Source organism: Agromyces mediolanus, from assembly GCF_044917495.1.
Classification (GTDB): domain Bacteria; phylum Actinomycetota; class Actinomycetes; order Actinomycetales; family Microbacteriaceae; genus Agromyces; species Agromyces mediolanus_B.
Genome location: NZ_JAVSSI010000008.1, coordinates 38,989 through 62,523 on the forward strand (window position 1 = coordinate 38,989; position 23,535 = coordinate 62,523).

Genomic DNA, 23,535 nt, shown 5'->3' on the forward strand with positions numbered 1-23,535 from the left:
ATGACCGCATCCCTCGCCCCGTCCCCGTCGCCGTCGCCGGCCGGCCGTCGCCGCTCGAGCCGACGCCGGCTCGGCCCCGTCGGCGCCTCGGTGCTCGGCGCCGTGATCGGCCTCGCGTTCCTCATCCCGCTGTGGTGGACGGTCGTGAACTCGCTCCGCCCCGGCGACGAGACGTTCCGCTACCTGAACCCGCTCGAATGGCGCACGTTCTTCACGCTCACGCCGACGTTCGACAACTACTTCGCGCTCCTCGACACCGACCTCGGCCGGGCCATCCTGAACTCGCTGTTCATCAGCCTCGTGACCGTCGTCGTCGGGCTCGTGATCTGCGCGACCGCCGCCTACGGGCTGTCGGCGTTCAAGTTCCGCGGCCAGGGCCTCGTGTTCTCGGTCATCATCCTGTCGTTCCTCATCCCGTTCGACGCGATCGCGATCCCGCTCGCCGACATGTTCCGCGACTGGAACCTGCAGAACACGTTCTTCGGGCTGATCCTGCCGGGCCTCGGCAACGGCATGGCGATCTTCCTGCTGCGCACCTTCTTCCTCGCGATCCCCGAGGAGCTCGTCGAGGCCGCCCGCCTCGACGGCCTCGGACCGTGGGGCGTGTTCCGCCGGATCTACCTGCCGCTGTCGGTGCCGGCGCTCATCGGCGCGGGGCTCATGCTGTTCCTGTTCCAGTGGCAGGCGTACGTGTGGCCGCTCCTCATGGGCACCGACCGCGACCACATCGTCGGGCCCGTCGCCCTGTCGAACCTGCAGGGGCAGTTCGCCGTCGACTACGGGGTGCTGTTCGCGGCATCCGTGATCCTCATCCTCATCCCGCTGGCGATCATCATCGGCTTCCAGCGCTACTTCATCCAGTCCGTCTCCACGACCGGGCTCAAGTAGCCGGTTCGTTCTCGCACTTCCCGCACTTCCCGCACCACCCCGAAAGGAGCACCGCCGATGCGCGCTGCCCACCGAGTCATCCTCGACACCGACCTCGGCTCCGACGTCGACGACGCCATGGCGCTCAGCCAGCTGCTCGGCCTCCCCGCCGTCGAGCTCGTCGGCGTCACCACCGTCTACGGCGACACCCTGCTGCGCGCCCGGCTGAGCCGCCGGCTCATCGAGCTCGCCGGCCGCGACGTGCCCGTCTACGCCGGCCGCGCCGAGACCCGCTCCGGCCGCGAGATCTGGTGGGCCGGCCACGAGGGCGCGCTGCACGACGAGCTCGAGCGCGAGCGCGTCGAGCCCGGTGACGCCGTCGAGTTCCTCGTCGAGCAGGTCGTCGGCAACCCCGGCGAGATCGACGTCGTCGCGATCGGGCCGCTCACGAACATCGCCGCCGCGATCGAGGCGGACGAGCGCTTCGCCGGCGCAGTGCGCCACCTCTGGATCATGGGCGGCGCCTTCACCGACGACGAGCCGGAGCACAACCTGCGCAGCGACTCGGCCGCCGCCGAGCTCGTTTTCGCCGCCGGCATCCCGACGACCGTGACCGGGCTCGAGGCGACGCGGAAGGTCGAGATCCGCCGCGACCAGCTCGAGCGGATCGGCGCGGCCGGCCCGCTCGGCGGGGTCATCGTCGCCGAGATCGAGCAGTGGTGGCGCTACTGGAACGTCGAGTGGAACGTGCCGCACGACCCCGTGACCGTGCTCACCCTGACCGAGCCGGGGCTGTTCGAGCTCTCCGAGCCGGGACGGGTCGCGATCGAGCGCGAGGGCGAGGGCGAGGGGCGCAGCACCTTCACCCCGGGCGGCGGCGCGACCCGGGTCGTCCGCGAGCTGGATGCCGAGGCCGTGGCCGAGCACATCGTCACCGCGATCGTGGCCGCCGGGAGCTCCGCGGCCTGAGCCGGGGGCCGGTGCGCGGTCGGTGTCGGGCCCGGCGGGAGGTGTTGCCCGTGCTCGGCCGGGCGGGTGGTGTTGCCGGTGCTGGGTCGGGCGGGCGGTGTTCCCCGTGCCGGATCCCGGCGGGAGGAGATCGTCGCCCCGGGAGGTCGTTTCGCTGCCCGGAGGCCTCCCTCGGCGACAATCTCCTCCCGCCAGGGGCCGGGGCCTGGTCAGTTGATCCAGTAGTAGGAGAACGCCCACTTCTGGTCGTACGAGCGCTTGTGGCAGGCCGTCACGATGCGCGCCCCGAGCCCGCGGTACTGGTTCGAGATGCGCTGGCAGTCGGTCTGGCTGTATCCGGTGATGTAGTACCAGGTCTGGGGTGCGGCGTTCGCGACGGCCGAGCCGCCGAACACCATCGCGAGGCTGACTCCGAGAGCCGCCAGGGTCTTCACTCCACGTCCACGCATCTGCGTTCCTTCCCCCGAGGGTTCCACCGGGGCGGTCGCCCGCGGTGGCGTGGCCCCAGGCTAGTGAGGAGCAGCCCTCAGCGGAATGGGCAGCGCTGCCCATGCGCTCGCTCAGCCGGCGAGTGCGTCGGGTCGGGCGCGACGGCGGGCCGACCAGGGGCGCACCGCGCTCAGCACGAGGGTGAGCACGGTGGCGACGGAAGCGAGGCCGTTGAGCCAGGCGGGCACGGCGTCGAGCGGCATCGCGACTGCATCGCCGCGCTCGGCGGTGATGATGAGGCCGGACGCGATCGCCGCCACGAGCCCGGCGGAGGCGATGACGATCGCCGACCTCAGGAACGGATCGAGTCGGCGCTCGATCGCCCCGCCGGTGCCGGGCGGGCTCGGCCTGCGAAGCCGCAGCCGGGGTGCGGTTCTGCCGGTGAGGGTGAGCCGCGACGCCGCCTCCACGTAGTGGTCGACGAGTGCGGCGCCGCTCGTGCGCCGGGCACGTTGCTCGCCGACGGCTCGGCCGAGCTGGCGCGAGCCGAGCCGCCAGCGCTCGGCGAGCACGGCGTCCGAGGTCGTGATGCGCGGCAGCTCGCGGTGCTCGACGAGTTCCTCGAGCGCCCGCGTCGGAGGCACGTCGCCCCGGCCGGGTGCCGGGTTCGCGACCGCCTGTTTTGCCCGTTCCACCGCCTGCGCGGCGAGGATGCAGAAGCGCCACTCGAACGGCGCGCGAGCGCGCCACGCCCGTTCGCGGAGGGAGAGGGTCACGAGCATCGGAACGACGGTGAGCGCGAACACGCCCAAGGCGAGCAGCACCCACCCGGTCGAGCGCGACCCCACGAACGTCAGGAGCGTCCAGACCGCCTGCGCGGCGCCGAGCCCGAACACGAGCCAGGCGAGCAGCGTCGGTGCACTCCAGATGCCGAGCCAGGCGTCGTGCGCGGTGCGAGCGGCACGCCCGATCGCCGCTTCGAGCCGCGCATGGCTCGGACCGACCGCCGCGCGGCGCGGAGCCGGTGGAGCCGTGCATGCCCGCCACCACCGCGGCAGCCGCGCCGCGCGCCGCTCCCATCGCCCGAGTCGGGACCCCCGGCCCCACGGCGCCATGCCGACCATGACCGTCCAGCCCCACACCAGCACGAACAGGAAGAGGAGCGTCAACGAGGCGAGCCAGTACTGGCTCCAGAACAGGGCGGGCAGCATCGTTCCACCTTCGCTCAGACGCCCGACATGCGCCGCGAGTCATCCACAGCCGTGTGCGCCGCCGAGCTTCCGCCGGCTTTCCCTTCACGGCGGGAGGAGATCTTCTCCGCGGGAGGTCGCTCGGGCATCCGGAAGCCTCCCTGCGCGTCAATCTCCTCCCGCAGCGACGCCGGCCGGTGATGGAGCAGGGGCAGAGGTAGGAGTGCAGGGGTAGGAGTGCAGAGCGGGCAGGTGCAACAGGCGCAGCGTCGGGCGGGGAGGCCGGCCGGTCTCAGCCGAGTTCGGCGGCGACCCGCAGCCAGGGGAGCGAGGCATCCGGGCGCGCCGCCGCGCCGCGGGCCTCACCGTCGCAGCGCACCACGACCGCCCAGTCGGCGAGCGAGGCATCCGCGGTCTCGAGGCGGGTGCGCAGTCGGCGAACCGCGCGCCGCGTGGGCTCGCCCTGCACCGAGACGTGCGCCATGTGCGTCTCGACGAGCGCGGCGAGCGGACGAACGAGCGAACCCGGCCAGCCGAGACGCCCACCCAGCTCGCGCACGAGCGCGCCGCCGTGCTCCGCGTGCCCGAGCGAGGTGATCCGCCCCTCGTGCGCGCGCGTCGTCGCGGGCTTGCCGACGTCGTGCAGCAGCGCGGCGAGGACGAGGAGCCGTCGGCGATCCGGCTCAGCGCCCTGCTCGTCGGCGAGCCGGGCCGCGAGGTCCGCCGCGCCGAGGGAGTGCACGAGCACGTCGCCCTCGGGGTGCCACTGCGGATCCTGCGGCGTGGCGGCGAGTGCCGCGAGCTCGGGGACGGCGTCGATGAGCCCGGCGTCGCGCAGCGCGGCGGACGGGACGGATGCCTCGGCCGCGACCCTGAGCAGTGCGGCGCCGAGCGCAGCGTCGGGCGCCGCGCTCATGCTGACCGCCGTGCGTCCTCCAGCACCGCCCGCGCGTGCCGGCGCACGACCTCGAACGAGGAGCCGAGCGCGGCGCGGGCGGTGTCGGCTTCGTCGGGGTCGATGGTGCAGTAGCCGCTGCCGGGCCGGAGCTCGTCGAGCATCGCCTCGGCGAGCTCGGGGTGGGCGCCGAGCGCGGACTCGAGCGGGGCGTAGTCGAGCGGCAGGTGCCGCACCGCCCGGTCGCGGAACGAGGTGTAGGGCGCGGCGAGCCCGCGCAGCAGCACGGAGCGAGGCATCCGCTCGGCCTCGGCGAGCACCAGGTCGAGGCGACCGAGTCGGGCGAGTGCGGCGGCCGCCCAGGCGCGGTCGGGCTCCGGCAGCTTCTTCGCGCGCAGCACGCTCGCGAGCGCGTCGATCGCGTCGGCGCGGGGGATGCCGAGGTCGGCGAGCAGCTTCGCCCACTGCCAGCGGCGGTGCGAGCGGGGCATCCGTTCGAGCGCGACGTCGACGGATGCCTCGCCGAGCCCGCGCAGTAGCCGTTCTGCGTCCTCGGTGGAGACGATGCCCGGCACGTACGCGTCGAGGAGCTCGCCGAGGGCGGAGGCGCGCTGCGGCACGGGCAGCGCCTCGAGGCGGGCCAGCTCCTGCGCCTCCTCGCCGAGCTCGGGGAAGTGCCGCTCGAGCTCGGCCTTCGTGAGGCTCAGGGGGACGAGCTCCCACGCCTCGTCCATCGCGACCGCGATGAAGCCGCGCGCGACGTCGCCCTCAGCGCGAAGCCGCTTGAGTGCGAGCTTCGCGGCCGTCGCAAAGCTGCGCAGGAAGCGGGCATACACCGCTTCCCAGTGCGCGTCGTCACCAGCACAGGCGGCCGCCTCGACGAGGGCGGCCCAGGCGTCGTCGGCGTCGCTCGGGTCGAGCTGGAACGCCCAGTCGGCGGGGCTCCAGCGCAGCTTCTCGGGGCTGAAAGTCGACCCCTCGGCGGCCGCGGCGAGCGACTCCTCGCTGCCCACCGCGAGCGCGGGCCACGCGACGACCCCGCCCGTCTCGCCGTAGAAGACATGGGCGGCGACGCCGTAGACGCGCTCGCCGGGGCGGGCCGCGAGGAAGGCGCCGACCGCCTCGACGTAGCGGTCGGCGATGTGCGCTTCGAGGGCGCGCCAGTCGGCGGGCATCATGCGGCTCGCGTCCTTCTCCATCAGCGGTCGCTCACGGCGAGGCGGTTGCCCTCGCTGTCGGTGAACTCGGCGACGGTCTGCCCGTCGGGCAAGATCGTCGCGGGGTAGAGCTCGACCGCGCCGTGCGCGAGTGCCGCGGCGAGGGTTGCGGGCACGTCGTCGACAGTGATGTAGACGCGGGTGCCGGCCAGGGCAGGTTCGTAGCTCTCACCGCTCATGAGCGCGATGAGCGCGCCCTCGGCCAGGACGGCATCGTCGGGCGTCGCCTCGTCGAGCACGGCGGCCGGATGTCCGTCGATGACGGTGCGCCGCGCCCTCGCGCCGAACACCTCGGCATAGAACGCGACCGCTCGGTCGAGGTCGGTCGCCGGAATCTCGACGTACGTGGCGCGGACGGCTGGGCTCATATGCCGATCCTCGCATGCGCCTCCGACCGGCGGAAGCGACGAACCGCGGACCGGGCGCGTTGGGGGCGCCGTGTACCGATTCCGAGACGATCGCGCATCGCTTCGGCAACGGATGCCCCGGCCCGCCCGTGCGCGCGGAGGCATCCTGGCAGGCTCGAGACGTGTCCACGACGAAGACGACCGCCGCCGCCATCGCCGCACTCGCCGGCGGCCTCGCCCTCGTGCTGAGCGGATGCGCCGGCCCCGGCGCCGTCGCCTGCCCCGCGGTGGGGTACCTCTACACCGGCCCCGCGGTGGTCGCCTTCGACCCGGTGCTGCCCGACTCGGCGGAGGTCTCGGCGTGCTTCGGCGCCGACTGCGTGCCCGCGTCCGTCGAACGCGGCGCGGAGCCGACCGTCGGTGCGACGATGCCGGGCGGCGTGTGGCGGGTGCCGCAGGAGGCGCAGCACCTCGGCGACGGGGTGATGGGCGACGGCGGCGAGCGGATGCTGCGCGTGCTCGTCGAGTCGGGCGACGCTGGCGCGGTGGCGCCGCTCGTGGACGGCGACTTCGAGATCCCGGTGACCGTCGAACGGACGGGCGCGTTCGGCGAATGCCCCGGCCCGTTCCGCTTCGAGACGCTCGTGGTCGAAACGGGAGCCAGCTGAGGGCACGGTGTCAGAGCCGACGGCGCATCGCGGACGTCGTACTGCTACGACTACACGGATCGGCTCCTGTCGACCGCGGTGACTGGAGCGCACTGAGGCTCCGGCCGGTAAGGGGGGAATAGTGTCGAGTGCGCACCGTGATGCGTTCGCTCGGCAGGTCGAGAGCGGTCACACTCGCCAAGCGAAGTTCTTCGGAACGCCCCCTATGCCAGGCTGGGCGTTGTCCTGCTGTGGTGGATACTGACGGGCATGGGAACGTGATGGAACCGAGCGGTGTGCTCCTTCGGCGACGAAGACGACCGGGACTCCCGCGACGGCGCCGCATCGCCGCGGTCCATGTGGCCTACCTCGCGCTGGTCGTCGCTGCCGTTGCGCTTGTCGAAGGCCGCGACGGCGGACTCTCCGCTGCGCTCGGGGCAGCGGTCGCGGTCACCGTGATGGCGCTGGTCTCCTTCGCTTTGTGGCCGCTGTACTTCGCGATGGGACGGGCGAACCTCCGGTCTGCAGCGCAGTCGGCCGATGACCATCGCGCCATCGCAGTGCGCACGACCGCTGACTTCTCGACCTTCCCACCCGCGGAACTGAGCATTCTCCTCAGCTGGCTGCGGCCCTGGATCAGCTACCAGATGATGACCCTGGACGACCGCACCCTCACCTTGCACACCGCTGGGCGGCGGCGACGCTGGTCGGCCGGCGCGCGGTTGCGCCTCGATCGAGTCGAGTCGATCGAAGTCGGGACCGCGAACTTCGGCACTCTCGTGGAACGTGCGATTCTCGTCGCCGGGTCCGCGAATGGCGAGAGGTACGAGCTCGGAATCGTGCCGGTGGATGCGACATCACGAGCGCTTTCCCCGGTCGATGATCTCGTGTACCGAGAGCTCATCGAAGAACTGATCGCACGTGCGCGCAGCGCGGAGCCCTCGGGTAGCGGGGTGTGTTCCGAGCAACCGCAGGGTGATCCTCGATGAGTGTTCCGGTCACCCGACCCGCGCCACCGTCCACCGTCCGCTGGGCGACGCTCCTCCTCTCCGCGTGCGCCGGCCCGAGTCTCATCAACGCCGTCCCGCTCTTCCTCCCGTCCGTGTACGCGGGGCTTCCGGCCGATGTCGTGGCGCCGACCGCCGTGCTGCTCGCCCTCGTCTCGGTCGGGGCCGTCGCGGTTCCGGCCAGCGCCGCGCTGGCGGTGCGGCGACGGAGGCGGTGGCCGAGGATCGTCATCGCCGTGTACGCCGCCCTGATGACCGTGTCGGTGCTGAGCGGTGCCAGTCCGAATCTGGTGCTGCTCGGCGCGGCTGCGGCGGCGCTCGCCGCGGTGATCCTGCTGTGGATGCCGGCGGCGCGGCGCTTCGCGGTGTCTGCCGAGATCGAGCGACCCGAGCGTGCGAGGCGTCCGGCGGGCTGGAACGCAGTCCCGTCGCGCGCGGTTCCGGCACCGGTGGCCGCGGCGAGCGGCGTGGTGACGTTCGCGGGTGCCTTCTGGACGATCCCGATCGCGTTCATCCTCTTCCCGGGCCCGCAGCCCGGGCCGTCGGCGAGCGACTGGCAGACGGTGGTGCTCGCGGCCGTGTGCGCCGCCGCGCATTTCGCGGTCGCCTTCGCCTGCTGGCGCGGGCAGACGTGGGTCTGGGCCGGCGTGCCGATACTGCTGATCGCGGCTGCAGTGGTGTCGCTCCGGGTGACGCCGGTCGCACTCCTGGACGTCGGGCTGCTCCTCGTCGCCCTCATCCTCCTGCTCACCCGAGACGCACGCGCGTACCTCGGGACCTCCGCGACGCGTCGAGCGTCTACGAGGTCGTGATGAGGAACAGCACGACCACGAAGGGCACCAGCAGCACCACCGCGATCGGGAGCGCGAGCGCCGCCAGCAGCTGAATGGCGGTGGGCTGAACGCGGCGGCGCAGATTGACGATGCCGAAGATGGTCGCGGCGAGCAGGAACGCGAGCGAGAATGCGTGCAGCGCGATGGCGACGAAGGTGAGCGCGACGGCCGGCGGGGAGCCCTGCTCGAGGAGCGCGACCCCGAACCACGCGCCGAGGGCGACGAGCTCCGCCACGAGCCCGACGATGAGGTACCGGAATGCGAGGCGCGGGTTCGGCGTCGCCGCTCGGGCGTCATTCGGTGAAACGCTCATCGTGGCCCCCGGGTTCCTGCGTCGTCCCTGGTTCGCGACGCGCGTGTCCCGGCACCCTATCAACCGACGCACGCTAGCTCGTCGAGGCATCCGCTAGCCTGGCCGGGTGAGTTCTCCCGAAGCATCCAGAGTCGAGCTGCCGGCCCGCCGGTAGCTCCAACCTCCATCGCGCCTTCTGAGTGGCGCGCGCTTCGCTGCATCGCCTCGCGCTGCGCCGAGCCCGGTTCGGGGCTCCGGTGTGCCGGTCCGTCATCGACCGACCGTCACCACCATCGGAGTTCACTCATGCCAATCCTCATCGTGCTGCTCGCCGTCGCGGTCTTCGCGCAGGGCACCTCGGAGTTCATGCTCGCCGGCCTCCTGCCGACCATCGCCGCGGACCTCGGCGTCACCGTGCCCGAAGCGGCGCTCCTCACCACCGCCTTCGCCGTCGGAATGATCGTCGGCGCGCCGCTCATGGCGGCGCTCGCCCGGCGCTGGTCGCCACGGATCGCGCTCTCGGCGCTCCTCCTCGGCTTCATCACGATGCACGTCGTCGGCGCCCTGACCGAGCACTTCGGCGTGCTGCTCGCGACGCGCGTGGTCGCGGCGCTGTGCAACGCGGGCTTCCTCGCCGTCACCCTCTCGACCGTCTCGGCGCTCGTGCCGCCGCACCGGCTCGCCCGCGCGCTCGCCGTGATCCTCGGCGGGACGACGCTCGCGCTCATCGTCGGGGTCCCGGCCGGGGCCGCGGTCGGCGCGCTCCTCGACTGGCGGGCGTCGCTCTGGGGCGTCGCCCTGCTGTCGCTGCCGGCGCTCCTCGGCGTCGCACTCGCCGTGCCGACGCGGACGGATGCCTCGACGGCATCCCGCGGCGACGGACCCGCCGCGCCGCCGCTCCGCGGCGAGCTGGCCGAGCTCCGCCGCCCGGCGCTGCTCCGTCCGCTCGCGCTCGGGGCGCTCGTGAACGGCGCGACGTTCTGCGCGTTCACCTTCCTCGCGCCGCTCGTCACCGAGCGCGCCGGACTCGCCGAGTCGGCGGTGCCGCTCGTGCTGGCGCTGTTCGGGCTCGGATCGTTCCTCGGCGTGTGGGCGGCGGGTCGCTTCGGCGACCGGCACGCACGAGCCATCCTGCGTGTCGGGGGAGTCGCACTGCTCGCCGGTTGGTGCGCCTTCGCGGCGCTCGCCGCGCACCCGGCTGCGCTCCTCGTGCTGGCCTTCGTGCAGGGGGCGCTGTCGTTCGCGGTGGGGAGCACGCTCATCGCCGCGTCGATCCGCGTCGCGGCGGGAGCACCGACCATGTCGGGCTCGTACGCGACCGCGTCGCTCAACGTCGGCGCGGCCGTCGGACCGGTGCTCGGCGGCGCGGCCTACGCGAGCGCGCTCGGCGCGGTCGGCCCGTTGCTCGTCAGCGCGGGGCTCGTCGCGGTCGCCGGGGTGGTCGCGGCGGTGCGGCGGCGGGGATGAGTCGAGGGCCGCCCCGATCCCGGGGCGGCCCTCAGCTCGTTCGGCTCAGTGCCGGCTCAGATGAACCAGACCTGGAACATCCACTTCCGCTTCGAGTCCTGGTAGTGGCACGGCGTGTACGCGGTGCGCGTGTGGCCGGTCGCCGCGATGCGCTGGAAGGCGTACGTCTGCTCCGACTGGCAGCGCTGCTTCGTCGGGTAGTTGCTGTACGTCTGCATCTGTTCGTAGGCGGCGTTCGCGGGGGCGGCGGCGGCGAGCGCGAGCCCGCCGCCGAGGACGAGGCTCGCCGCGGTCGCGAGCGCCGCGGTCTTCGTGCGGATGGTGGTGCGCATCGGTGTTCCCTTCGATCGTGCGTGCGGCCAAGCTATCCCCGCGCTCGCGTCGGGGGAATGGGGAGCGCTGCCCATCCGCGGGGGTCGCCGGCATCCGTCAGACTGGTGCGCATGCCAGTTTTCGACCACCTCGGGATCTCCGTCGCCGACCTCCGCCGCGGCATCGACCAGTTCGACGCCGTGCTCACCGCCCTCGGCTTCGAGAAGGAGGGCGAGCACGACGACTCGGCCGCCTGGTACAAGGAAGGCGAGACGGAGTTCATCGTCTTCGCCGCGCGCGAGCCCGAGTCGGGGCCGCACGAGCACGGCCGGGTGGGCTGGCAGCACCTGGCCTTCGCGGTCGACTCCCGCGACGAGGTCGACCGGTTGCACGCGGTCGCGACGGATGCCGGGTGGAACGTCGTCCGCGAGCCGAAGCTCTACCCGCGCTTCAACGAGCGGTACTACGCCTCGTTCGTCGAGGACGACAACGGCATCCGCATCGAGTTCATGCACAACCCGCCGCGCGACGCGGGGTGATTACGCGAGGATGTTCGTGACCGCGCCCCACGCCACGAAGGGCATCATGAGGGTCAACACCCACCCGGTGTAACGGATGCGGCCCGTCGAGAACATCTTGGCGGCCAACCGGGGGCCAAGAAGCGGGCCTCCGCCCACTTGGAAGAACCGGCCGACTCGGCGCGGGACGACGATCGAGGCGATGCCCAACGCGAAGAAGCCGACGAAACCGATGCTTGCGAACACGAGTTCGGCGGTGGTCTGACTCACAGGAGTGACCGCGGGTTCCGTGGCGAGGCGGGGTGCATGGTGCGACCCTATCCGGTCTGTTCGGGGCTCTCAGCTTGAGAGGCCACGAGGCAACGGCCGCGCACGAGCGGTGCCTCGGCGCTGAGGTACTGCCGATCGGGGTCCGGTTCGAGCGGCCGGAACTGGCCGACGAGGCATCCGTCGTCGAACCGCACCGCCCAGAAGTACGCATCGACCGGTTTTCCCTCGGTCGTCAGGTCCGTGCCGAACTCAAGGCGCTCGTCGGTTGCGCCTGCTGTTCGCAGCGCGTCGACGAAATCTGACGTCGTCGTCGGCGCATCCCGTGCGATGACCTCATGAGCGAGAGCGTCGAAGGATTCGAGGTTGCCGGCGGGTGGCGTGCTCAGGTCGAGCGCGGGTGGTGTCGCCGACGTCGACGGCGGAGGAACAGACACCGGCGTGCTCGGCGACGCGGGCGTAGCGGTCGGGGTGCATCCGACGAGCAGCGTCAGCGCGATCATGGATGCCGCGACGGCGAGCACTCGTTGGGGCATCCGCATCTCCCTCCGATCTACGTTCGCGCGACCTGGAGCCTCGCACATTCCGTCGCTCGGCGTCGCCGCCCGTGCACAGCCGCGCTCGGTAGAGTCGACTGGCGGCTCGAGGCATCCGTCTCGCCGCTCCCGACCCCCGACGCGAGGACACCCGTGAGCCTGATCCGCCTGAACGACGTCAGCATGGACTACGACGGGCGACCGGTGCTCAAAGAGGCGTTTCTGAAGCTCCGGAAGGGCGACCGCGTCGGCCTCATCGGCAAGAACGGCACGGGGAAGTCGACCTTCCTCGAGATCGTGCTCGGTCGGCGCGAGCCGACGGGCGGCACCGTCGACGTGACGCAGGGCACGACGATCGGCTACTTCTCGCAGTTCTCCGAGCTCGACGGCGAGCGCAGCGTGCAGCACACGCTGAGCGACCACTTCACCGAGGTGCACGCGACGCAGGCCCGGCTCGACGAGATCGGCGTGCAGCTCGCGGAGCCGATGGATGCCTCCGCCATGGACAAGCTGCTCACCGAGCAGGGCGCGTTGTTCGAGCGCATGGACGCCATCGGCGGCTGGACCTACGAGACCACGATCGACACGGTGCTCACCCGGCTCGGCTTCGACGAGGAGCGCCGGCACCTCCCGGTGGACCGGCTCTCGGGCGGATGGCGCAACCGCGCCGCGCTCGCGCTGATCCTCGTACAGGCGCCCGACGTGCTGCTGCTCGACGAGCCGACGAACTTCCTCGACCTCGACGGCGTGAAGTGGGTCGAGAACTGGCTGCAGGGCTTCGCCGGGGCGGTGCTCGTGGTGTCGCACGACCGGCAGTTCCTCGACGGCGTCGTCGACCGCATCATCGAGATCGAGAACTACCGCCTGCAGGATTACGAGGGCGACTATTCCGCGTACGTGCACGCGAAGCAGTCCCGCCTGAAGATGCTGGAGCGCCAGTTCGCGCACGAGGAGGAGCTGCTCGCCTACGAGCAGGCCGCGGCATCCGCCCGTCGCGAAGCGGCGCGCAACCCCTCGAACGCCGTCGCGCGCCGCCTCGCCGACATCAAGAAGCGGCAGGCGCCGCGCCCCATCGATCAGATCATCACCTCGATCTACGACGGGCTGAAGGTGTCGAACGACCTGCTCACCGTCACCGGGCTGTCGAAGTCGTTCGGTGGCGCGCCCGTGTTCGACGGGCTCAGCTTCGATCTGCAGCGCGGCGACCGGGTCGCGGTGATCGGGCCGAACGGATCCGGCAAGTCGACCCTCCTCGACGTGCTCACCGGGGTGACGTCGCCCGACGCGGGCACCGTGCGCTGGGCGAAGGGCGCCCGCTTCGTGTCGTACAACCAGGTGTACGCCGAGCTCGACCTGACCGACACCGTCGGGCACGCGGTGAACGCGTACCCCGACTCGCTCGCGTTCACGGCGACGAAGAAGAGCGTGGCGCGGTTCCTCGCCATGCTGCAGTTCTCCGACGCCGACCTGCAGCAGAAGATCGGCACCCTCTCGGGCGGGCAGCGGGCGCGCGTCGCGATCGCGCAGTGCCTGCTCTCAGGCGCCGCGGTGATCGTGCTCGACGAGCCCACGAACCACCTCGACATCACCTCGACGCAGGTGATGGAGCGGGCGCTGACGCACTTCCCCGGCGCCGTCGTCGTGGTCTCCCACGACCGCTTCTTCGTCGACAAGCTCGCCGACCGGCTGCTCTCCTTCGAGGGCGGCGGACGCGTCGTCGAGAAGCCGGCGACCGGGGCGCTGTAGGCGCCGCCGCGCCGGCGCGTTCGCGATGAAGACGCCGGCGACGAGCACCACGCCGCCCGCCGCCTCCCACACGTTCGGCACCTGCCCGAGCAGCAGCGCCGCGGACGCCATCGCGACGACGGGTGCGAGCAGCACCCACGGCACGACCGCGGCGGCCCGGTTGCGCGCGAGCAGGGCGTTGAAGATCGCGTAGCCGATGAGGGTGCAGAGTCCGGCGGTGTAGAGCGTCGAGAGGATCGGGCGCCAGCCGAACGCGGCGAGGCCCGCGGCAATGGCGTCGGGCCCCTCGATGAGCGCCGACAGCGCGAGCGCCGGCAGCGGCACGACGAGCGACGACCACACCGTGAGCGACAGCGCGCCGAGCCGTTTCGCGGGGGCGACCGGTCCCGCCTTCCGCGAGATGACGTTGCCGATCGCCCAGGAGAGGGCGGCGAGCAGGGCGAGCACGACGGCGAGGGCCGGGGCATCCCCGCCGCGTCCGAGCGCGACGACGCCGAGCCCGACCGTGCCGACCAGCACGCCGATCGTCTGCATCCGCGTCGGCCGCTCGCGGAGCGCGAGCGCCGCGACGACGATCGTGAGCACGACGTGCGCCTGCAGCAGCAGCGCCGCGATCCCCGGCTGCAGCCCGAGCGCCATCGAGGTGTAGAGCAGCGCGAACTGGCCGAGGCTCATGAAGAGGCCGACGCCGACGATCGTCTTCCAGCTCGCGAGCGGGCGCGGCACGACGACGACCGCGAGGGCGACGACGGCGAAGCGGATGGCGACGAAGAGGAGCGGCGGGATGCCGGTCATGCCCCAGTCGATGACGACGAAGTTGAAGCCCCACATCGTCGCCACGAGGGCGGCCAGCAGCATGTCTCGTCGCGTCATCCTCCGAGTTCAGCGCGAAGCATCCGGAAACACCAGCGATCATTTCTGTGGCTGATTCGGTAGCATCCGTGCATGATCGATCTCGAAGCCGTGGTCGCCCTGCGCGCCGTGGCCACCAATGGCAGCGTCGCAGCGGCGGCCGACGCGCTCGGGTTCACGCCATCCGCGGTGTCGCAGCAGATCAAGCGGCTCGAGCGCGGCACCCGCGTCGCGCTGCTCGAGCGGGCGGGCCGCGGGGTGGTGCTGACGGATGCCGGTCGGCAGCTCGTGACCTCGTCGGCGACGGTGCTCGCCGAGCTCGAACGGATCGAGGCCGACCTGCATCTCGCCGGTGGTCCCGCCGCCGATCGCGGACCCGTCGTCGGCGAGGTGCGCATCGGCGTGTTCTCGAGCGCGGTGCGCGGGCTGCTCGTCGACGTGCTGCCGAAGCTGCGGACGGAGCATCCCGAGCTGCGCGTGCCCCTGCGCGAGAGCGAGCCGTGGGAGACGATCGCGCTCGTCGCGTCGGGGCAGCGCGACCTCGGCATCGTGCACCGCTGGGGCGGTGTCGCGCTCGCGATGCCCGATCACCTCGTCGAGACGCCGCTGTTCACGGATGTCGCGGACGTGATCCTGCGCCGCGACCACCCGCTCGCGCGGGCAGGGCTCGCTTCGCTTACGCCCGTCGATCTCGCCGAGGAGGACTGGATCGCGACCTTCGACTCGACCATCTGCCGCCAGTGGCTGCGGCGGTTGTTCGACGGCGTCGCGAACGCGCCCCGCATCGTGCACGAATCGATGGAGTTCGAGAACCACCTGGAACTCGTGCGCGCCGGCCTCGGGGTGGCGTTGGTTCCTCGGATGGGGCGGCCAGAGCTGCATCCGGACCTCGTCGCGATCCCGACCGCGCAGCCCGCGTCGACCAGGGGAGTGTCGGCCGTGCACCGGAGGAGTCAGGCGGACTCGCCGGCGCTGCAGGTGGTGCTGGAAGGGGTGCGGGCGGTGGTGGCTGCGCGCCTCGGTAGCTCCCGAGGTTCTTACGGAGAGAATGCCCTGTGACCTCTCCGACCCCGACGCGCACGAGATCATCGTGCGGAGGATGGCGCCGCCCGCTCTTGGGCTTCAACACCTTGAAAGGGACCGGGAGCCCGACAGCTAGAACGATGACGATCGAGTCTTTGAGTAGATCGACACTCCAGAGACCGACTCGCCAAGCAAGAAAGATCCAAGCAGCGCACCACCCGAGGTACAGCGCGAGGACGCGGAGAATCGCCCGGTTCGGTGCAGCAAGGGCGACGTCGGTTACGCCAGCCAGAACTGGGCGGCGGACTTTCGGAAAGACGAGGACCAGGAGGATGCCAGCCAGAATCAGGATGACCGTCGCAATTTCGCGACTGTTCGGCATTGTGACCTCCAGCGCTGTGTAAAGCACTCTCGTGGCCCCTCGCCGCGCTTTGCGCGCCGGACTGCTGGCGCCCGAGAGCGAGCCGTGGCTCCGAACTCACCTGTTGCGGGCGGGCCACTAGCCGCGTTCTGCGCCATTGTCGCGGCTGCCCAAGAAACCCAGTCGCTCCCGGTACCGTGGCCCTGAGCGCACCGACTATGCACATCCGAAAAGGACTACGAAATGGCCAAGTCCGCCTTCTATAGCTTCTACTACGACCGTGACGCGTGGCGGATCAATACGGGAACGTCTGGCATGAGCCAGCTGGTGCACGCGAGCATCAAGGTCAACCTTGTCATGTGGGTGGACAAGGACTACCAGTGCTGATGAGTGGTATGCACACCGATTGCCCGTTCTGCGAGATCGTAATGAACGAGGATCCCGACGCCCGAGAGATCTACCGTGACACGGGAACAGTAGCCTTCTTCCCCACCGAGCCGGCAGTCCTCGGGCACACCATGGTCATTCCTAGGCGCCATGTGCCTGATGTGTGGGAGCTCGACGCGCACACTGCATCCCGTGTCGCCAGCACCACCCTCGTTGTCGCATCGGCAATCAGGGTGGCCTTGAAGCCTGACGGGCTGAACATAATCCAGTCCAACGGCCACGCTGCAAGCCAGACGGTGATGCATCTCCACGTCCACATAGTCCCGCGGTGGGAGAACGACAGGATCGGCCGCATCTGGCCGCCCGAGAGTGACTACAGCGAAGCGCAGAAGGACGACGCTTGGGAAGCTCTGCGCGAAGCAGTACGCGGCTTCAGAACCCGGTGATTCCAACTCATAGGATCTGCCCGCAACGACGCTCACGCCGCAGTACTTGCGTGTTGACCAGGACAATATCGCGTCTGCCATCCTGAGAGTCGTGCGCCCACGTACCCGCGACCCGTCGACTAGGTCCACGTGTTTCCGGTAGCTCGGTAGACGGATCACAAGAGCTTGGGTGCATTTCGGCCGACTTAGATGTGTGCCGCTCCGAGCGGTCCGCCACGTGCTGCAATCACGTCGTAGATCAACTTCTTCAGGACGCGGCCGAGCTCTCGCTGCGTCACTCTGCGGGCTCCTGTCGTTGTTCGCTCGATCGTCGGACAACTGCCGAGGTGTGGCGATGGGTGCGGAACTGGCGGGAGAAAGGAGTAATCCCCCCGTTTTGGGGGTCTATTTGATGAGGATGTGTCGCGGCGTTGCCTGAGACCCTGAGTTAGTGCCGACGGTCGGCGCGATCAGTCAAAGGTGAACATGGTGCGCAAGGTCTTCTACAGCTTTCACTACAAGCGAGACTCCCAAAGGGTTTCTCAGGTTAAGAACATGGGAGTAGTTGAAGGGCAGCCAATTCTCTCGGCAAACAAGTGGGAGGAAGTCGAGGGCGGCGGTGAAGCGGCGATCAAGGAGTGGATTGCCACCGAGATGAGCGGCAAATCGTGCTTGGTGGTTCTCATCGGGGCCCAAACGGCTGGGCGGAAGTGGGTGAACTACGAGATCATTAAGGCGTGGAACGACCGCAAGGGCGTGCTCGGCATTCACATTCATAACTTGAAGAACCTCAACGGCGACCAAGACACCAAGGGTGGAAATCCATTCGGTGGGATCTCCGTGGGAGACAAGTCACTTAGTTCAATTGTGAAGACGTATGATCCGCCCTACAGCACGAGCACTTACGTCTATTCGCACATCAAGGACAACCTCGAGGCGTGGGTCGAGGATGCCATTGCCATCCGGGCGCGCTACTAGTCGAGGACTCGCGGTGGAGTCAGATCGCGTCAAACACCTGGAGCTTGTTCAGGCGGTAATCACTCGCCAGGCCGGCAACTCCTTCGTGATCAAAGGCTGGTCGCTGACGGTTTCGGCGGCCTTTTTGGCGTTCGCCGCCGATCGTGGTGACCCGCTCGTCGTGACGCTTGCGTTCCTCCCGATCTTTGGTTTCGCATTTCTGGACGCGTACTTTCTTCGGCAGGAGAGGTTGTTTCGCGAACTCTACAAGGACGCGATCTCGGCGTCGCCAGCGATGCGAACCTTCGATATGGATACGTCTGGCTTTCAGGACCCTGAAGCCTTCCCTCGGTCCCGTTGGAGTTCGGTGCTTACGTCGGGCCAGTTCGTTGTTTTCCACGGCGTCATAGCACTGGTGGCGTACGGGCTACTACTTGCGACGCTTACTCCGTGCCTCGTTGAATTCATCGTCAACTTCCGCTGCGAGTTTGGCCCCCCGTTTGGAGGATGACGGTTTTCAGTGGCCACATCCCGCTAATAGCATCGCTCGCCCGTTGACCGAGCAGTAAGCTTGGGAAGACGATCTGGCCAACAGCCCACCCGGAGGCGATCGCGGATCATTCACCGTGGGCATCACACGTGGGCATCACAAGAGTCCGGGAGTAGCTGGCAGTGTCGGCCGGCCCAGTTCGCGGGATCTAGCGATGTGACGCTTCGAGGCGCCCAGGTATGTTCGAGGTCGTTTGGGTTGCCAGGAAAACGATCTTCTTGGTGGTGACGCGCGGGCTACCTCAGCTTCGGAGCCTACTTCGGCGACGCTGCATGGCGGGTAATCACAGTTGGCTATTATCGCCTGCGTTCGCACCGCGATGGGGGTGGATTGGTAATCGTGCGCCTCGCGCTCGATGTTAGGGGAATACTCAGCGCAGCTTCGCGTTGAACTTGAGCGAACCACACTCAACTTCAACCAGGAGGCCAGGTGCCCAACGACTTCAACGAGGCCGGCGCGAGCTCGTTCGACGAGTTCCTCGCCCGATACCTCGCGGGTGAGCAGGCCCGTCAGGCGCGGTCGATCGACCTCAGCCGGTTCCTGACGGCCCGCACCCAGAGCATTCTTCAGCAGGCGGGACGCTTCGCCCTCGAGCGCGGCCAGACCGAGCTCGATGCGCTGCACATCCTGCGCGTCATCGTCGAGGACGAGAGCGTGCAGGCGGCGATCCGCCGCGTCGGCGCGAGCCCCGAGCGCATCATCACCGCGACCGAGACGCGCCTGCCGGCATCCGGCGACGTCCCCTTCGACGAGCTCGGTGAGCGCCGCGACGCCGCGACCATCACGCCCTCGGCATCGCGCGCGCTGTTCCACAGCTACCAGGTGGCGCGCTCCTCGGGGGCGACGTACATCGACCCCGAGCACCTCTTCTTCGCGCTCGTGCTGGGTCAGGATGCCCCGGCCGGACAGGTGCTCGCCCGCGCGGGCGTCACCGCCGAAGCCCTGACGCAGACGATGCGGGACGGGGTGGAGGATTCCCTTCGACAGGCTCAGGGAACCAGCGATGAGGATTCCCTTCGACAGGCTCAGGGAACCAGCGAGCAGGCTCAGGGAACCACGCCGACGCTCGACAAGTTCGGCATGGACCTCACCGAGCGCGCCCGCAACGGCGAGCTCGACCCCGTGATCGGCCGCGCCGACGAGATCGAGCAGACCATCGAGATCCTCTCCCGCCGCACGAAGAACAACCCCGTGCTCGTGGGCGAGGCGGGCGTCGGCAAGACCGCGATCGTCGAGGGCCTCGCGCAGGCCATCGTCGACGAGCAGGTGCCCGAAGCCCTCCTCGGCAAGCGCGTCATCGCGCTCGACCTGCCGGGCATGCTCGCCGGCACCCGCTACCGCGGCGACTTCGAGGAGCGCCTCACCAAGACGATGGAGGAGATCGCCGCCCACCGGGGCGAGCTGATCGTCTTCATCGACGAGGTGCACACCGTCGTCGGCGCAGGAGGCGCGGGCGAGGGCGGCATGGACGCGGGCAACATCCTGAAGCCGCGCCTCGCGCGCGGCGAGCTGCACCTCATCGGGGCGACCACGCTCAAGGAGTACCGCCAGATCGAGAAGGACCCCGCCCTCGAGCGCCGCTTCCAGCCGGTGCGCGTCGGCGAGCCCTCGATCGAGGACGCCGTGCGCATCCTCCAGGGCCTGAAGCCCGCCTACGAGGAGCACCACGGCGTCGAGTACACGGATGACGCGCTGCGCGCCGCCGTGGAGCTCGGCAGCCGCTACCTGCCCGACCGGGTGCTGCCCGACAAGGCGATCGACCTCATCGACCAGGCCGGCGCGCGACTGCGCCTCCGCCTCGGCGTGAAGACTGACGTGCCCGCGCTCATGGCGCGGCTCGCCGAGCTCGAGTCCGAGAAGAACGCCGCGGTCGCCGCCGAGCACTACGAGGAGGCATCCCGCATCCGCGACGAGATCGCGAAGGTGCAGGGGAAGCTGGATGAGGTGGGGGCGGATTCCCTTCGACAGGCTCAGGGAACCAGCCAGGACTCCCTTCGACAGGCTCAGGGGACCACGGTCGACGAGGCGCAGATCGCCGCGGTGATCTCGCGCGCCACCGGCATCCCCGTGAACCGCCTCACCGAGGGGGAGCGCGAGCGCCTCGCGACCCTCGAGGACGAGCTGCACGCCCGCGTGATCGGGCAGGACGACGCGGTCACCGCCGTCGCCAAGTCCGTGCGTCGCAACCGCACCGGCATGGGCGACGCGAAGCGGCCGGTCGGCTCGTTCCTGTTCCTCGGACCGACGGGCGTCGGCAAGACCGAGCTCGCCCGCGCGCTCGCCGACCGCCTGTTCGACGACGAGTCCGCCGTGATCCGCTTCGACATGTCGGAGTTCGGCGAGCGACACACCGTGTCGCGGCTCGTCGGCGCCCCTCCCGGGTACGTCGGCTACGACGAGGCGGGCCAGCTCACCGAGCGCGTGCGCCGCAACCCGTACTCGATCGTGCTGTTCGACGAGATCGAGAAGGCGCACCCCGACGTGTTCAACCTGCTGCTGCAGGTGCTCGACGACGGACGCCTCACCGACGGGCAGGGCCGCACGGTCGACTTCCGCAACACGGTCGTCGTGATGACCTCGAACCTCGGGTCGGAGTTCCTCGCCTCGCGGTCCGGCGCACTCGGCTTTGTCGCGTCGGCGGATGCCTCGGCGAACGGCTTCTCCTCGGAGAAGGACCTGCGCGACCGAGTCATGGGCAAGCTGCGCGAGGCGATGCGTCCCGAGTTCCTGAACCGCATCGACGAGATCGTGCTGTTCAAGAAGCTCACGAAGGACGAGATCGCCCGGATCGTGTCGCTCATGCTCGGCGCCACCAGTGCCCGCCTCGGCGCGCGCGAGATCGGCCTCGAGGTGACCGACGCGGCCGTCGCGTGGATGGCCGAGCACGGCTACGAGCCCGAGTTCGGCGCGCGGCCGCTGCGCCGCCTGATCCAGCGCGAGGTCGACGACCGCATCTCCGACCTGCTCGTCTCCGGCGAGCTCGGCGACGGCGGACTCGTGCGGGTGGATGCCTCGGGCGACGAGCTCGTCGTGGCATCCGCGGTCCCCGCCACCGGGATGCCGCAGGCCGCGTAACCCGCACCGCACGCACGCGATCGCGTAACCCCATCGACCGGAACGCCCGGCCCTCCGCGGAGGGCCGGGCGTTCCGCTTCTCTCGCGTTTCTACACCACTTGGTGCGCGAGTTCAGGGACCGTCTCGATGATCCCGAGCTGATGGGCTCGGATGATCACGTCGAGTCGAGTGCTCGCTCCCAGCCTCTCGAAGCAGTCGTGGATATGCCGCTTGACGGTACCGGTGGTGATCTTCAGGCGCTCGCCGATCTCAGAATTGGACATGCCGGACGCGACGAGGTGGAGAACCTGCTGCTGTCGGTCGGTCAAGACGAGCGACTCATCGCCGTACTCGGAGCGGACGATCGAGTTGACGATCGAGCGCAGCTCATCAAGACCGGCTTCACCACTCGCGATACGCCAGCCACGGCGTCGTAGCCGCAGCGCGGTTTGTCGGAATCGCATCTCAGCACTCCTGCACTGCGCTGTGGCGAGTCCAACTACCGCTTCGAGAGGAGACTCCATGAGCGAGTCCACCATGCGTGGATTGCCGAGAGGGTGGCGGGCGTCGAGGTCGACAATCAGGATGGAGGCAGCAGACGCGCCTGCTTCCGCTTCGAACTGTGCCAAGGATTCAAACGACCCGCTCGGGACCGCCCCACTCGGTATGAGCGCGAGATGCACAGAGTCTCGAAGCAAGCGGCGGGGCGAGACTACGGCGAGTCCGTAACGTCTGCGAAAGCGCTGCGCTGCAGGGGCTTGTCTCGACATCCGGACTACACGCAGAATGTCGTCTGGCTCGAGATGTCCGCGGTCGATTCCAGAGCATCGACAGCCCACAGTCCACCGCCACGGGCTCCGCGGAACGTCACGGTCTGGTATCCAGTAGAGTTCATCGTCTCACCATATGCCGAGCGATCGCCTGGTGCGTAGACGCGCACCGATCCCTTCGCGGTTACGGTGATCTGTCCATACCAGGACGCCGGGCAATTGTGGACTCCGCTTGCATATCCGTATGCGACGGCTGGGCCGGAAGGGCTTGCGGCGAGGACGAGGGTCGCTGCCGCTGCCGTTGCGATCAACCTCGAGAATTTGGGCATCTTCTTCTCCTGTCCTTCCGGGCTGAGGTCGCTGCGCCGCCTTGTTGGCGGTGCATTGCTTCGTTTCTACGGCGCGAGTTCGGGCGCGTGAATGCACCCATGGATACAAGCGGTCAACTGGGCCATCTTCCGCGGTAGCGCGGTCGTGAGGTAGGTTGAGGAGATGGCTCCAATCTGGGATCCCAAAGCTTCGCGCCGTGTTCGGAGGGGGAGGGCCCTCGCTGCGGCGGCACTCGCCCTCTCCTTGGTCGGCTGCGCCTCTGAGCCGCTGGCGGAACAGCTTGCGGAGGCGGAGCCGAAGGGGTATGTCTCCGGTGACGGGACGATCACCGAGGTCCCGCTCGTGGAACGGGGGAGTCCAGTGGACTTCGCCGGTGAAACCGTCGGCGGCACCTTCTCGTCTGCCGACACTGCGGGGCGAGTGACGGTCGTCAACTTCTGGTTCGCTGCGTGCGCGCCATGCCGCACGGAAGCGCCGATCCTTGCCGAGGTGCATGCCGAACTCCCCGACGTGGTGTTCGTGGGCGTCAACGTGCGCGATTCGGCCGAGAACGCCGCCTCGTTCGAACGGGACTACGGAATCGCGTATCCCTCGATCCTTGACCGTGACTCCGGCGCCGCGCAGCTCGCGTTCGCCGGGGAGGTCGCGCCCAATGCTGTGCCCTCGACGCTCATCCTCGATGAAGAAGGACGCGTCGCCGCCCGGGTGCTCGGTGCCGTCGAGAGCGTGAGCGTCCTACGGGCGTTGATCTCGGCGGCGAGCAGTTCCGCCATCCCGGAAGGCGGCGTCGCCTCCGCAGCGATTCCGGCTGTCGAGTACCCCGAGAACGCCGACGGTCAGACGTTCGGCTCGACAGTCGATATCGCCTCCTCCCCTGAACTCGCGCACCAAGTGTTGTAGAACTGCTCTACGCGCGGAACGCCCGGCCCTCCGCGGAGGGCCGGGCGTTCCGCGTGTGCGGGGCGGTCTACGGGAGCGGTGCGTCGCGGAGCAGCGCCGGGTCGAGGAGTCGCCGGGCGCCGATGAACTCGAAGCCGAGGATGCGCCCGCTCGCATCGACGTCGGCGAGCAGCATCGTGCCTTCGATCGGCGGCTCGAGCTCGACGGTGCGATCGATCGAGCCGGGCGCGATCGCGTCGCCGAGGGTGAGGTACGCGGCGTCGACCTCGGGGTCGTGGGTGAGTCTCACGGCGGCGCCTCCTTGTTCCGTCCAGATCGTAGGCGATGCAGCTCGTTCGCTGGCCGAGGGACGCGAGCGGGCGGCACGGTGTTCGCCCGGTCCTGCC

General features: G+C 69.6%; 26 protein-coding genes and 1 pseudogene. 15 read left to right on the top strand and 12 right to left on the bottom strand.

All coding sequences use genetic code 11. The annotated features are described in order from the left end of the window. The gene (locus ROT00_RS12430; protein WP_404775298.1) at positions 1 to 888 is read left to right on the top strand and encodes a carbohydrate ABC transporter permease; all 888 of its coding nucleotides are present in this window, start codon (positions 1 to 3) and stop codon (positions 886 to 888) included. Between the two features lie 57 nt (positions 889 to 945). Then, positions 946 to 1,836, top strand: a complete 891-nt coding sequence (locus ROT00_RS12435) for a nucleoside hydrolase (RefSeq protein WP_404775300.1) — start codon at positions 946 to 948, stop codon at positions 1,834 to 1,836. A gap of 209 nt (positions 1,837 to 2,045) precedes the next feature. Here the strand turns inward: ROT00_RS12435 and ROT00_RS12440 are convergent, their stop codons facing one another. The 5 genes from ROT00_RS12440 to ROT00_RS12460 all read right to left on the bottom strand — a co-directional run bounded on the left by ROT00_RS12440 (position 2,046) and on the right by ROT00_RS12460 (position 5,935). Continuing rightward, entirely contained in the window at positions 2,046 to 2,285 is a 240-nt protein-coding gene (locus ROT00_RS12440; protein ID WP_404775301.1) for a hypothetical protein, read from the bottom strand. Positions 2,286 to 2,396: 111 nt separating this feature from the next. Further along, positions 2,397 to 3,476, bottom strand: a complete 1,080-nt coding sequence (locus ROT00_RS12445; protein WP_404775303.1) for a hypothetical protein — start codon at positions 3,474 to 3,476, stop codon at positions 2,397 to 2,399. A 271-nt stretch (positions 3,477 to 3,747) separates the two neighbouring features. Next, a complete protein-coding gene (locus tag ROT00_RS12450; RefSeq protein ID WP_404775305.1) occupies positions 3,748 to 4,371 on the bottom strand; it encodes an HD domain-containing protein in 624 nt (207 codons plus the stop codon). Further along, complete coding sequence (locus ROT00_RS12455; protein ID WP_404775307.1) at positions 4,368 to 5,549, bottom strand: DUF4303 domain-containing protein; 1,182 nt, start codon at positions 5,547 to 5,549, stop codon at positions 4,368 to 4,370. The genes ROT00_RS12450 and ROT00_RS12455 overlap by 4 nt, the downstream gene beginning before the upstream one ends. Further along, the gene (locus ROT00_RS12460; protein ID WP_404775309.1) at positions 5,549 to 5,935 is read right to left on the bottom strand and encodes a VOC family protein; all 387 of its coding nucleotides are present in this window, start codon (positions 5,933 to 5,935) and stop codon (positions 5,549 to 5,551) included. The genes ROT00_RS12455 and ROT00_RS12460 overlap by 1 nt, the downstream gene beginning before the upstream one ends. A gap of 161 nt (positions 5,936 to 6,096) precedes the next feature. Here ROT00_RS12460 and ROT00_RS12465 point away from each other — a divergent pair, with 161 nt between their 5' ends. The 3 genes from ROT00_RS12465 to ROT00_RS12475 all read left to right on the top strand — a co-directional run bounded on the left by ROT00_RS12465 (position 6,097) and on the right by ROT00_RS12475 (position 8,380). Next, on the top strand, positions 6,097 to 6,582 hold the full coding sequence (locus tag ROT00_RS12465; protein ID WP_404775311.1) for a hypothetical protein: 486 nt from the start codon (positions 6,097 to 6,099) through the stop codon (positions 6,580 to 6,582). Between the two features lie 338 nt (positions 6,583 to 6,920). After that, a complete protein-coding gene (locus tag ROT00_RS12470) occupies positions 6,921 to 7,550 on the top strand; it encodes a hypothetical protein (RefSeq protein WP_404775313.1) in 630 nt (209 codons plus the stop codon). Beyond that, positions 7,547 to 8,380, top strand: coding sequence for a hypothetical protein (locus ROT00_RS12475; RefSeq protein WP_404775315.1), 834 nt, complete (start codon positions 7,547 to 7,549; stop codon positions 8,378 to 8,380). The genes ROT00_RS12470 and ROT00_RS12475 overlap by 4 nt, the downstream gene beginning before the upstream one ends. On the opposite strand, the gene ROT00_RS12480 is transcribed toward ROT00_RS12475, so the two are convergent. Next, a complete protein-coding gene (locus ROT00_RS12480) occupies positions 8,367 to 8,714 on the bottom strand; it encodes a hypothetical protein (protein WP_404775317.1) in 348 nt (115 codons plus the stop codon). The genes ROT00_RS12475 and ROT00_RS12480 overlap by 14 nt on opposite strands. A gap of 285 nt (positions 8,715 to 8,999) precedes the next feature. Between ROT00_RS12480 and ROT00_RS12485 the strand changes: the two genes are divergently transcribed. Further along, a complete protein-coding gene (locus ROT00_RS12485) occupies positions 9,000 to 10,160 on the top strand; it encodes a Cmx/CmrA family chloramphenicol efflux MFS transporter (protein ID WP_404775319.1) in 1,161 nt (386 codons plus the stop codon). A 56-nt stretch (positions 10,161 to 10,216) separates the two neighbouring features. Here ROT00_RS12485 and ROT00_RS12490 read toward each other — a convergent pair whose 3' ends face one another. Further along, positions 10,217 to 10,492, bottom strand: a complete 276-nt coding sequence (locus ROT00_RS12490) for a hypothetical protein (RefSeq protein WP_404775321.1) — start codon at positions 10,490 to 10,492, stop codon at positions 10,217 to 10,219. A 111-nt stretch (positions 10,493 to 10,603) separates the two neighbouring features. Here ROT00_RS12490 and ROT00_RS12495 point away from each other — a divergent pair, with 111 nt between their 5' ends. Further along, on the top strand, positions 10,604 to 11,011 hold the full coding sequence (locus ROT00_RS12495) for a VOC family protein (protein ID WP_404775323.1): 408 nt from the start codon (positions 10,604 to 10,606) through the stop codon (positions 11,009 to 11,011). Here ROT00_RS12495 and ROT00_RS12500 read toward each other — a convergent pair whose 3' ends face one another. Both ROT00_RS12500 and ROT00_RS12505 read right to left on the bottom strand, forming a co-directional pair. Further along, on the bottom strand, positions 11,012 to 11,260 hold the full coding sequence (locus ROT00_RS12500) for a hypothetical protein (RefSeq protein ID WP_404775325.1): 249 nt from the start codon (positions 11,258 to 11,260) through the stop codon (positions 11,012 to 11,014). It lies immediately after the preceding gene. Between the two features lie 47 nt (positions 11,261 to 11,307). After that, positions 11,308 to 11,793, bottom strand: coding sequence for a DUF6993 domain-containing protein (locus ROT00_RS12505; protein WP_404775326.1), 486 nt, complete (start codon positions 11,791 to 11,793; stop codon positions 11,308 to 11,310). A gap of 153 nt (positions 11,794 to 11,946) precedes the next feature. Here ROT00_RS12505 and ROT00_RS12510 point away from each other — a divergent pair, with 153 nt between their 5' ends. After that, positions 11,947 to 13,539, top strand: a complete 1,593-nt coding sequence (locus ROT00_RS12510; RefSeq protein WP_404775328.1) for an ABC-F family ATP-binding cassette domain-containing protein — start codon at positions 11,947 to 11,949, stop codon at positions 13,537 to 13,539. A gap of 30 nt (positions 13,540 to 13,569) precedes the next feature. Here ROT00_RS12510 and ROT00_RS12515 read toward each other — a convergent pair. After that, positions 13,570 to 14,412: pseudogene (locus ROT00_RS12515) on the bottom strand (EamA family transporter); the annotation flags it as partial. Between the two features lie 72 nt (positions 14,413 to 14,484). On the opposite strand from ROT00_RS12515, the gene ROT00_RS12520 reads away from it, so the two are divergent. From ROT00_RS12520 to ROT00_RS12545, 6 genes are all read left to right on the top strand, one after another. After that, positions 14,485 to 15,450, top strand: a complete 966-nt coding sequence (locus ROT00_RS12520; protein WP_404775330.1) for a LysR family transcriptional regulator — start codon at positions 14,485 to 14,487, stop codon at positions 15,448 to 15,450. 568 nt (positions 15,451 to 16,018) lie between these two features. Further along, positions 16,019 to 16,162, top strand: a complete 144-nt coding sequence (locus ROT00_RS12525) for a hypothetical protein (RefSeq protein WP_189085807.1) — start codon at positions 16,019 to 16,021, stop codon at positions 16,160 to 16,162. A gap of 8 nt (positions 16,163 to 16,170) precedes the next feature. Beyond that, positions 16,171 to 16,608, top strand: a complete 438-nt coding sequence (locus ROT00_RS12530; RefSeq protein ID WP_404775485.1) for an HIT family protein — start codon at positions 16,171 to 16,173, stop codon at positions 16,606 to 16,608. 465 nt (positions 16,609 to 17,073) lie between these two features. After that, complete coding sequence (locus ROT00_RS12535) at positions 17,074 to 17,565, top strand: TIR domain-containing protein (RefSeq protein WP_189085985.1); 492 nt, start codon at positions 17,074 to 17,076, stop codon at positions 17,563 to 17,565. 13 nt (positions 17,566 to 17,578) lie between these two features. Further along, positions 17,579 to 18,055 (top strand): hypothetical protein, encoded by a 477-nt coding sequence (locus tag ROT00_RS12540; protein WP_404775333.1) that lies wholly within the window; start codon positions 17,579 to 17,581, stop codon positions 18,053 to 18,055. 468 nt (positions 18,056 to 18,523) lie between these two features. Beyond that, the gene (locus ROT00_RS12545; RefSeq protein WP_404775335.1) at positions 18,524 to 21,169 is read left to right on the top strand and encodes an ATP-dependent Clp protease ATP-binding subunit; all 2,646 of its coding nucleotides are present in this window, start codon (positions 18,524 to 18,526) and stop codon (positions 21,167 to 21,169) included. Between the two features lie 90 nt (positions 21,170 to 21,259). Here the strand turns inward: ROT00_RS12545 and ROT00_RS12550 are convergent, their stop codons facing one another. Beyond that, positions 21,260 to 21,778: a response regulator transcription factor gene (locus ROT00_RS12550; RefSeq protein WP_404775337.1), complete on the bottom strand. Its 519-nt coding sequence runs from the start codon at positions 21,776 to 21,778 to the stop codon at positions 21,260 to 21,262. A gap of 831 nt (positions 21,779 to 22,609) precedes the next feature. Here ROT00_RS12550 and ROT00_RS12555 point away from each other — a divergent pair. Then, positions 22,610 to 23,149 carry a TlpA family protein disulfide reductase gene (locus ROT00_RS12555; RefSeq protein ID WP_404775339.1) on the top strand — a complete coding sequence of 180 codons (540 nt, stop codon included), beginning with the start codon at positions 22,610 to 22,612 and terminating at the stop codon, positions 23,147 to 23,149. A gap of 67 nt (positions 23,150 to 23,216) precedes the next feature. Here the strand turns inward: ROT00_RS12555 and ROT00_RS12560 are convergent, their stop codons facing one another. After that, a complete protein-coding gene (locus ROT00_RS12560; protein WP_404775341.1) occupies positions 23,217 to 23,438 on the bottom strand; it encodes a DUF2283 domain-containing protein in 222 nt (73 codons plus the stop codon). Between the last annotated feature and the right edge of the window lie 97 nt (positions 23,439 to 23,535).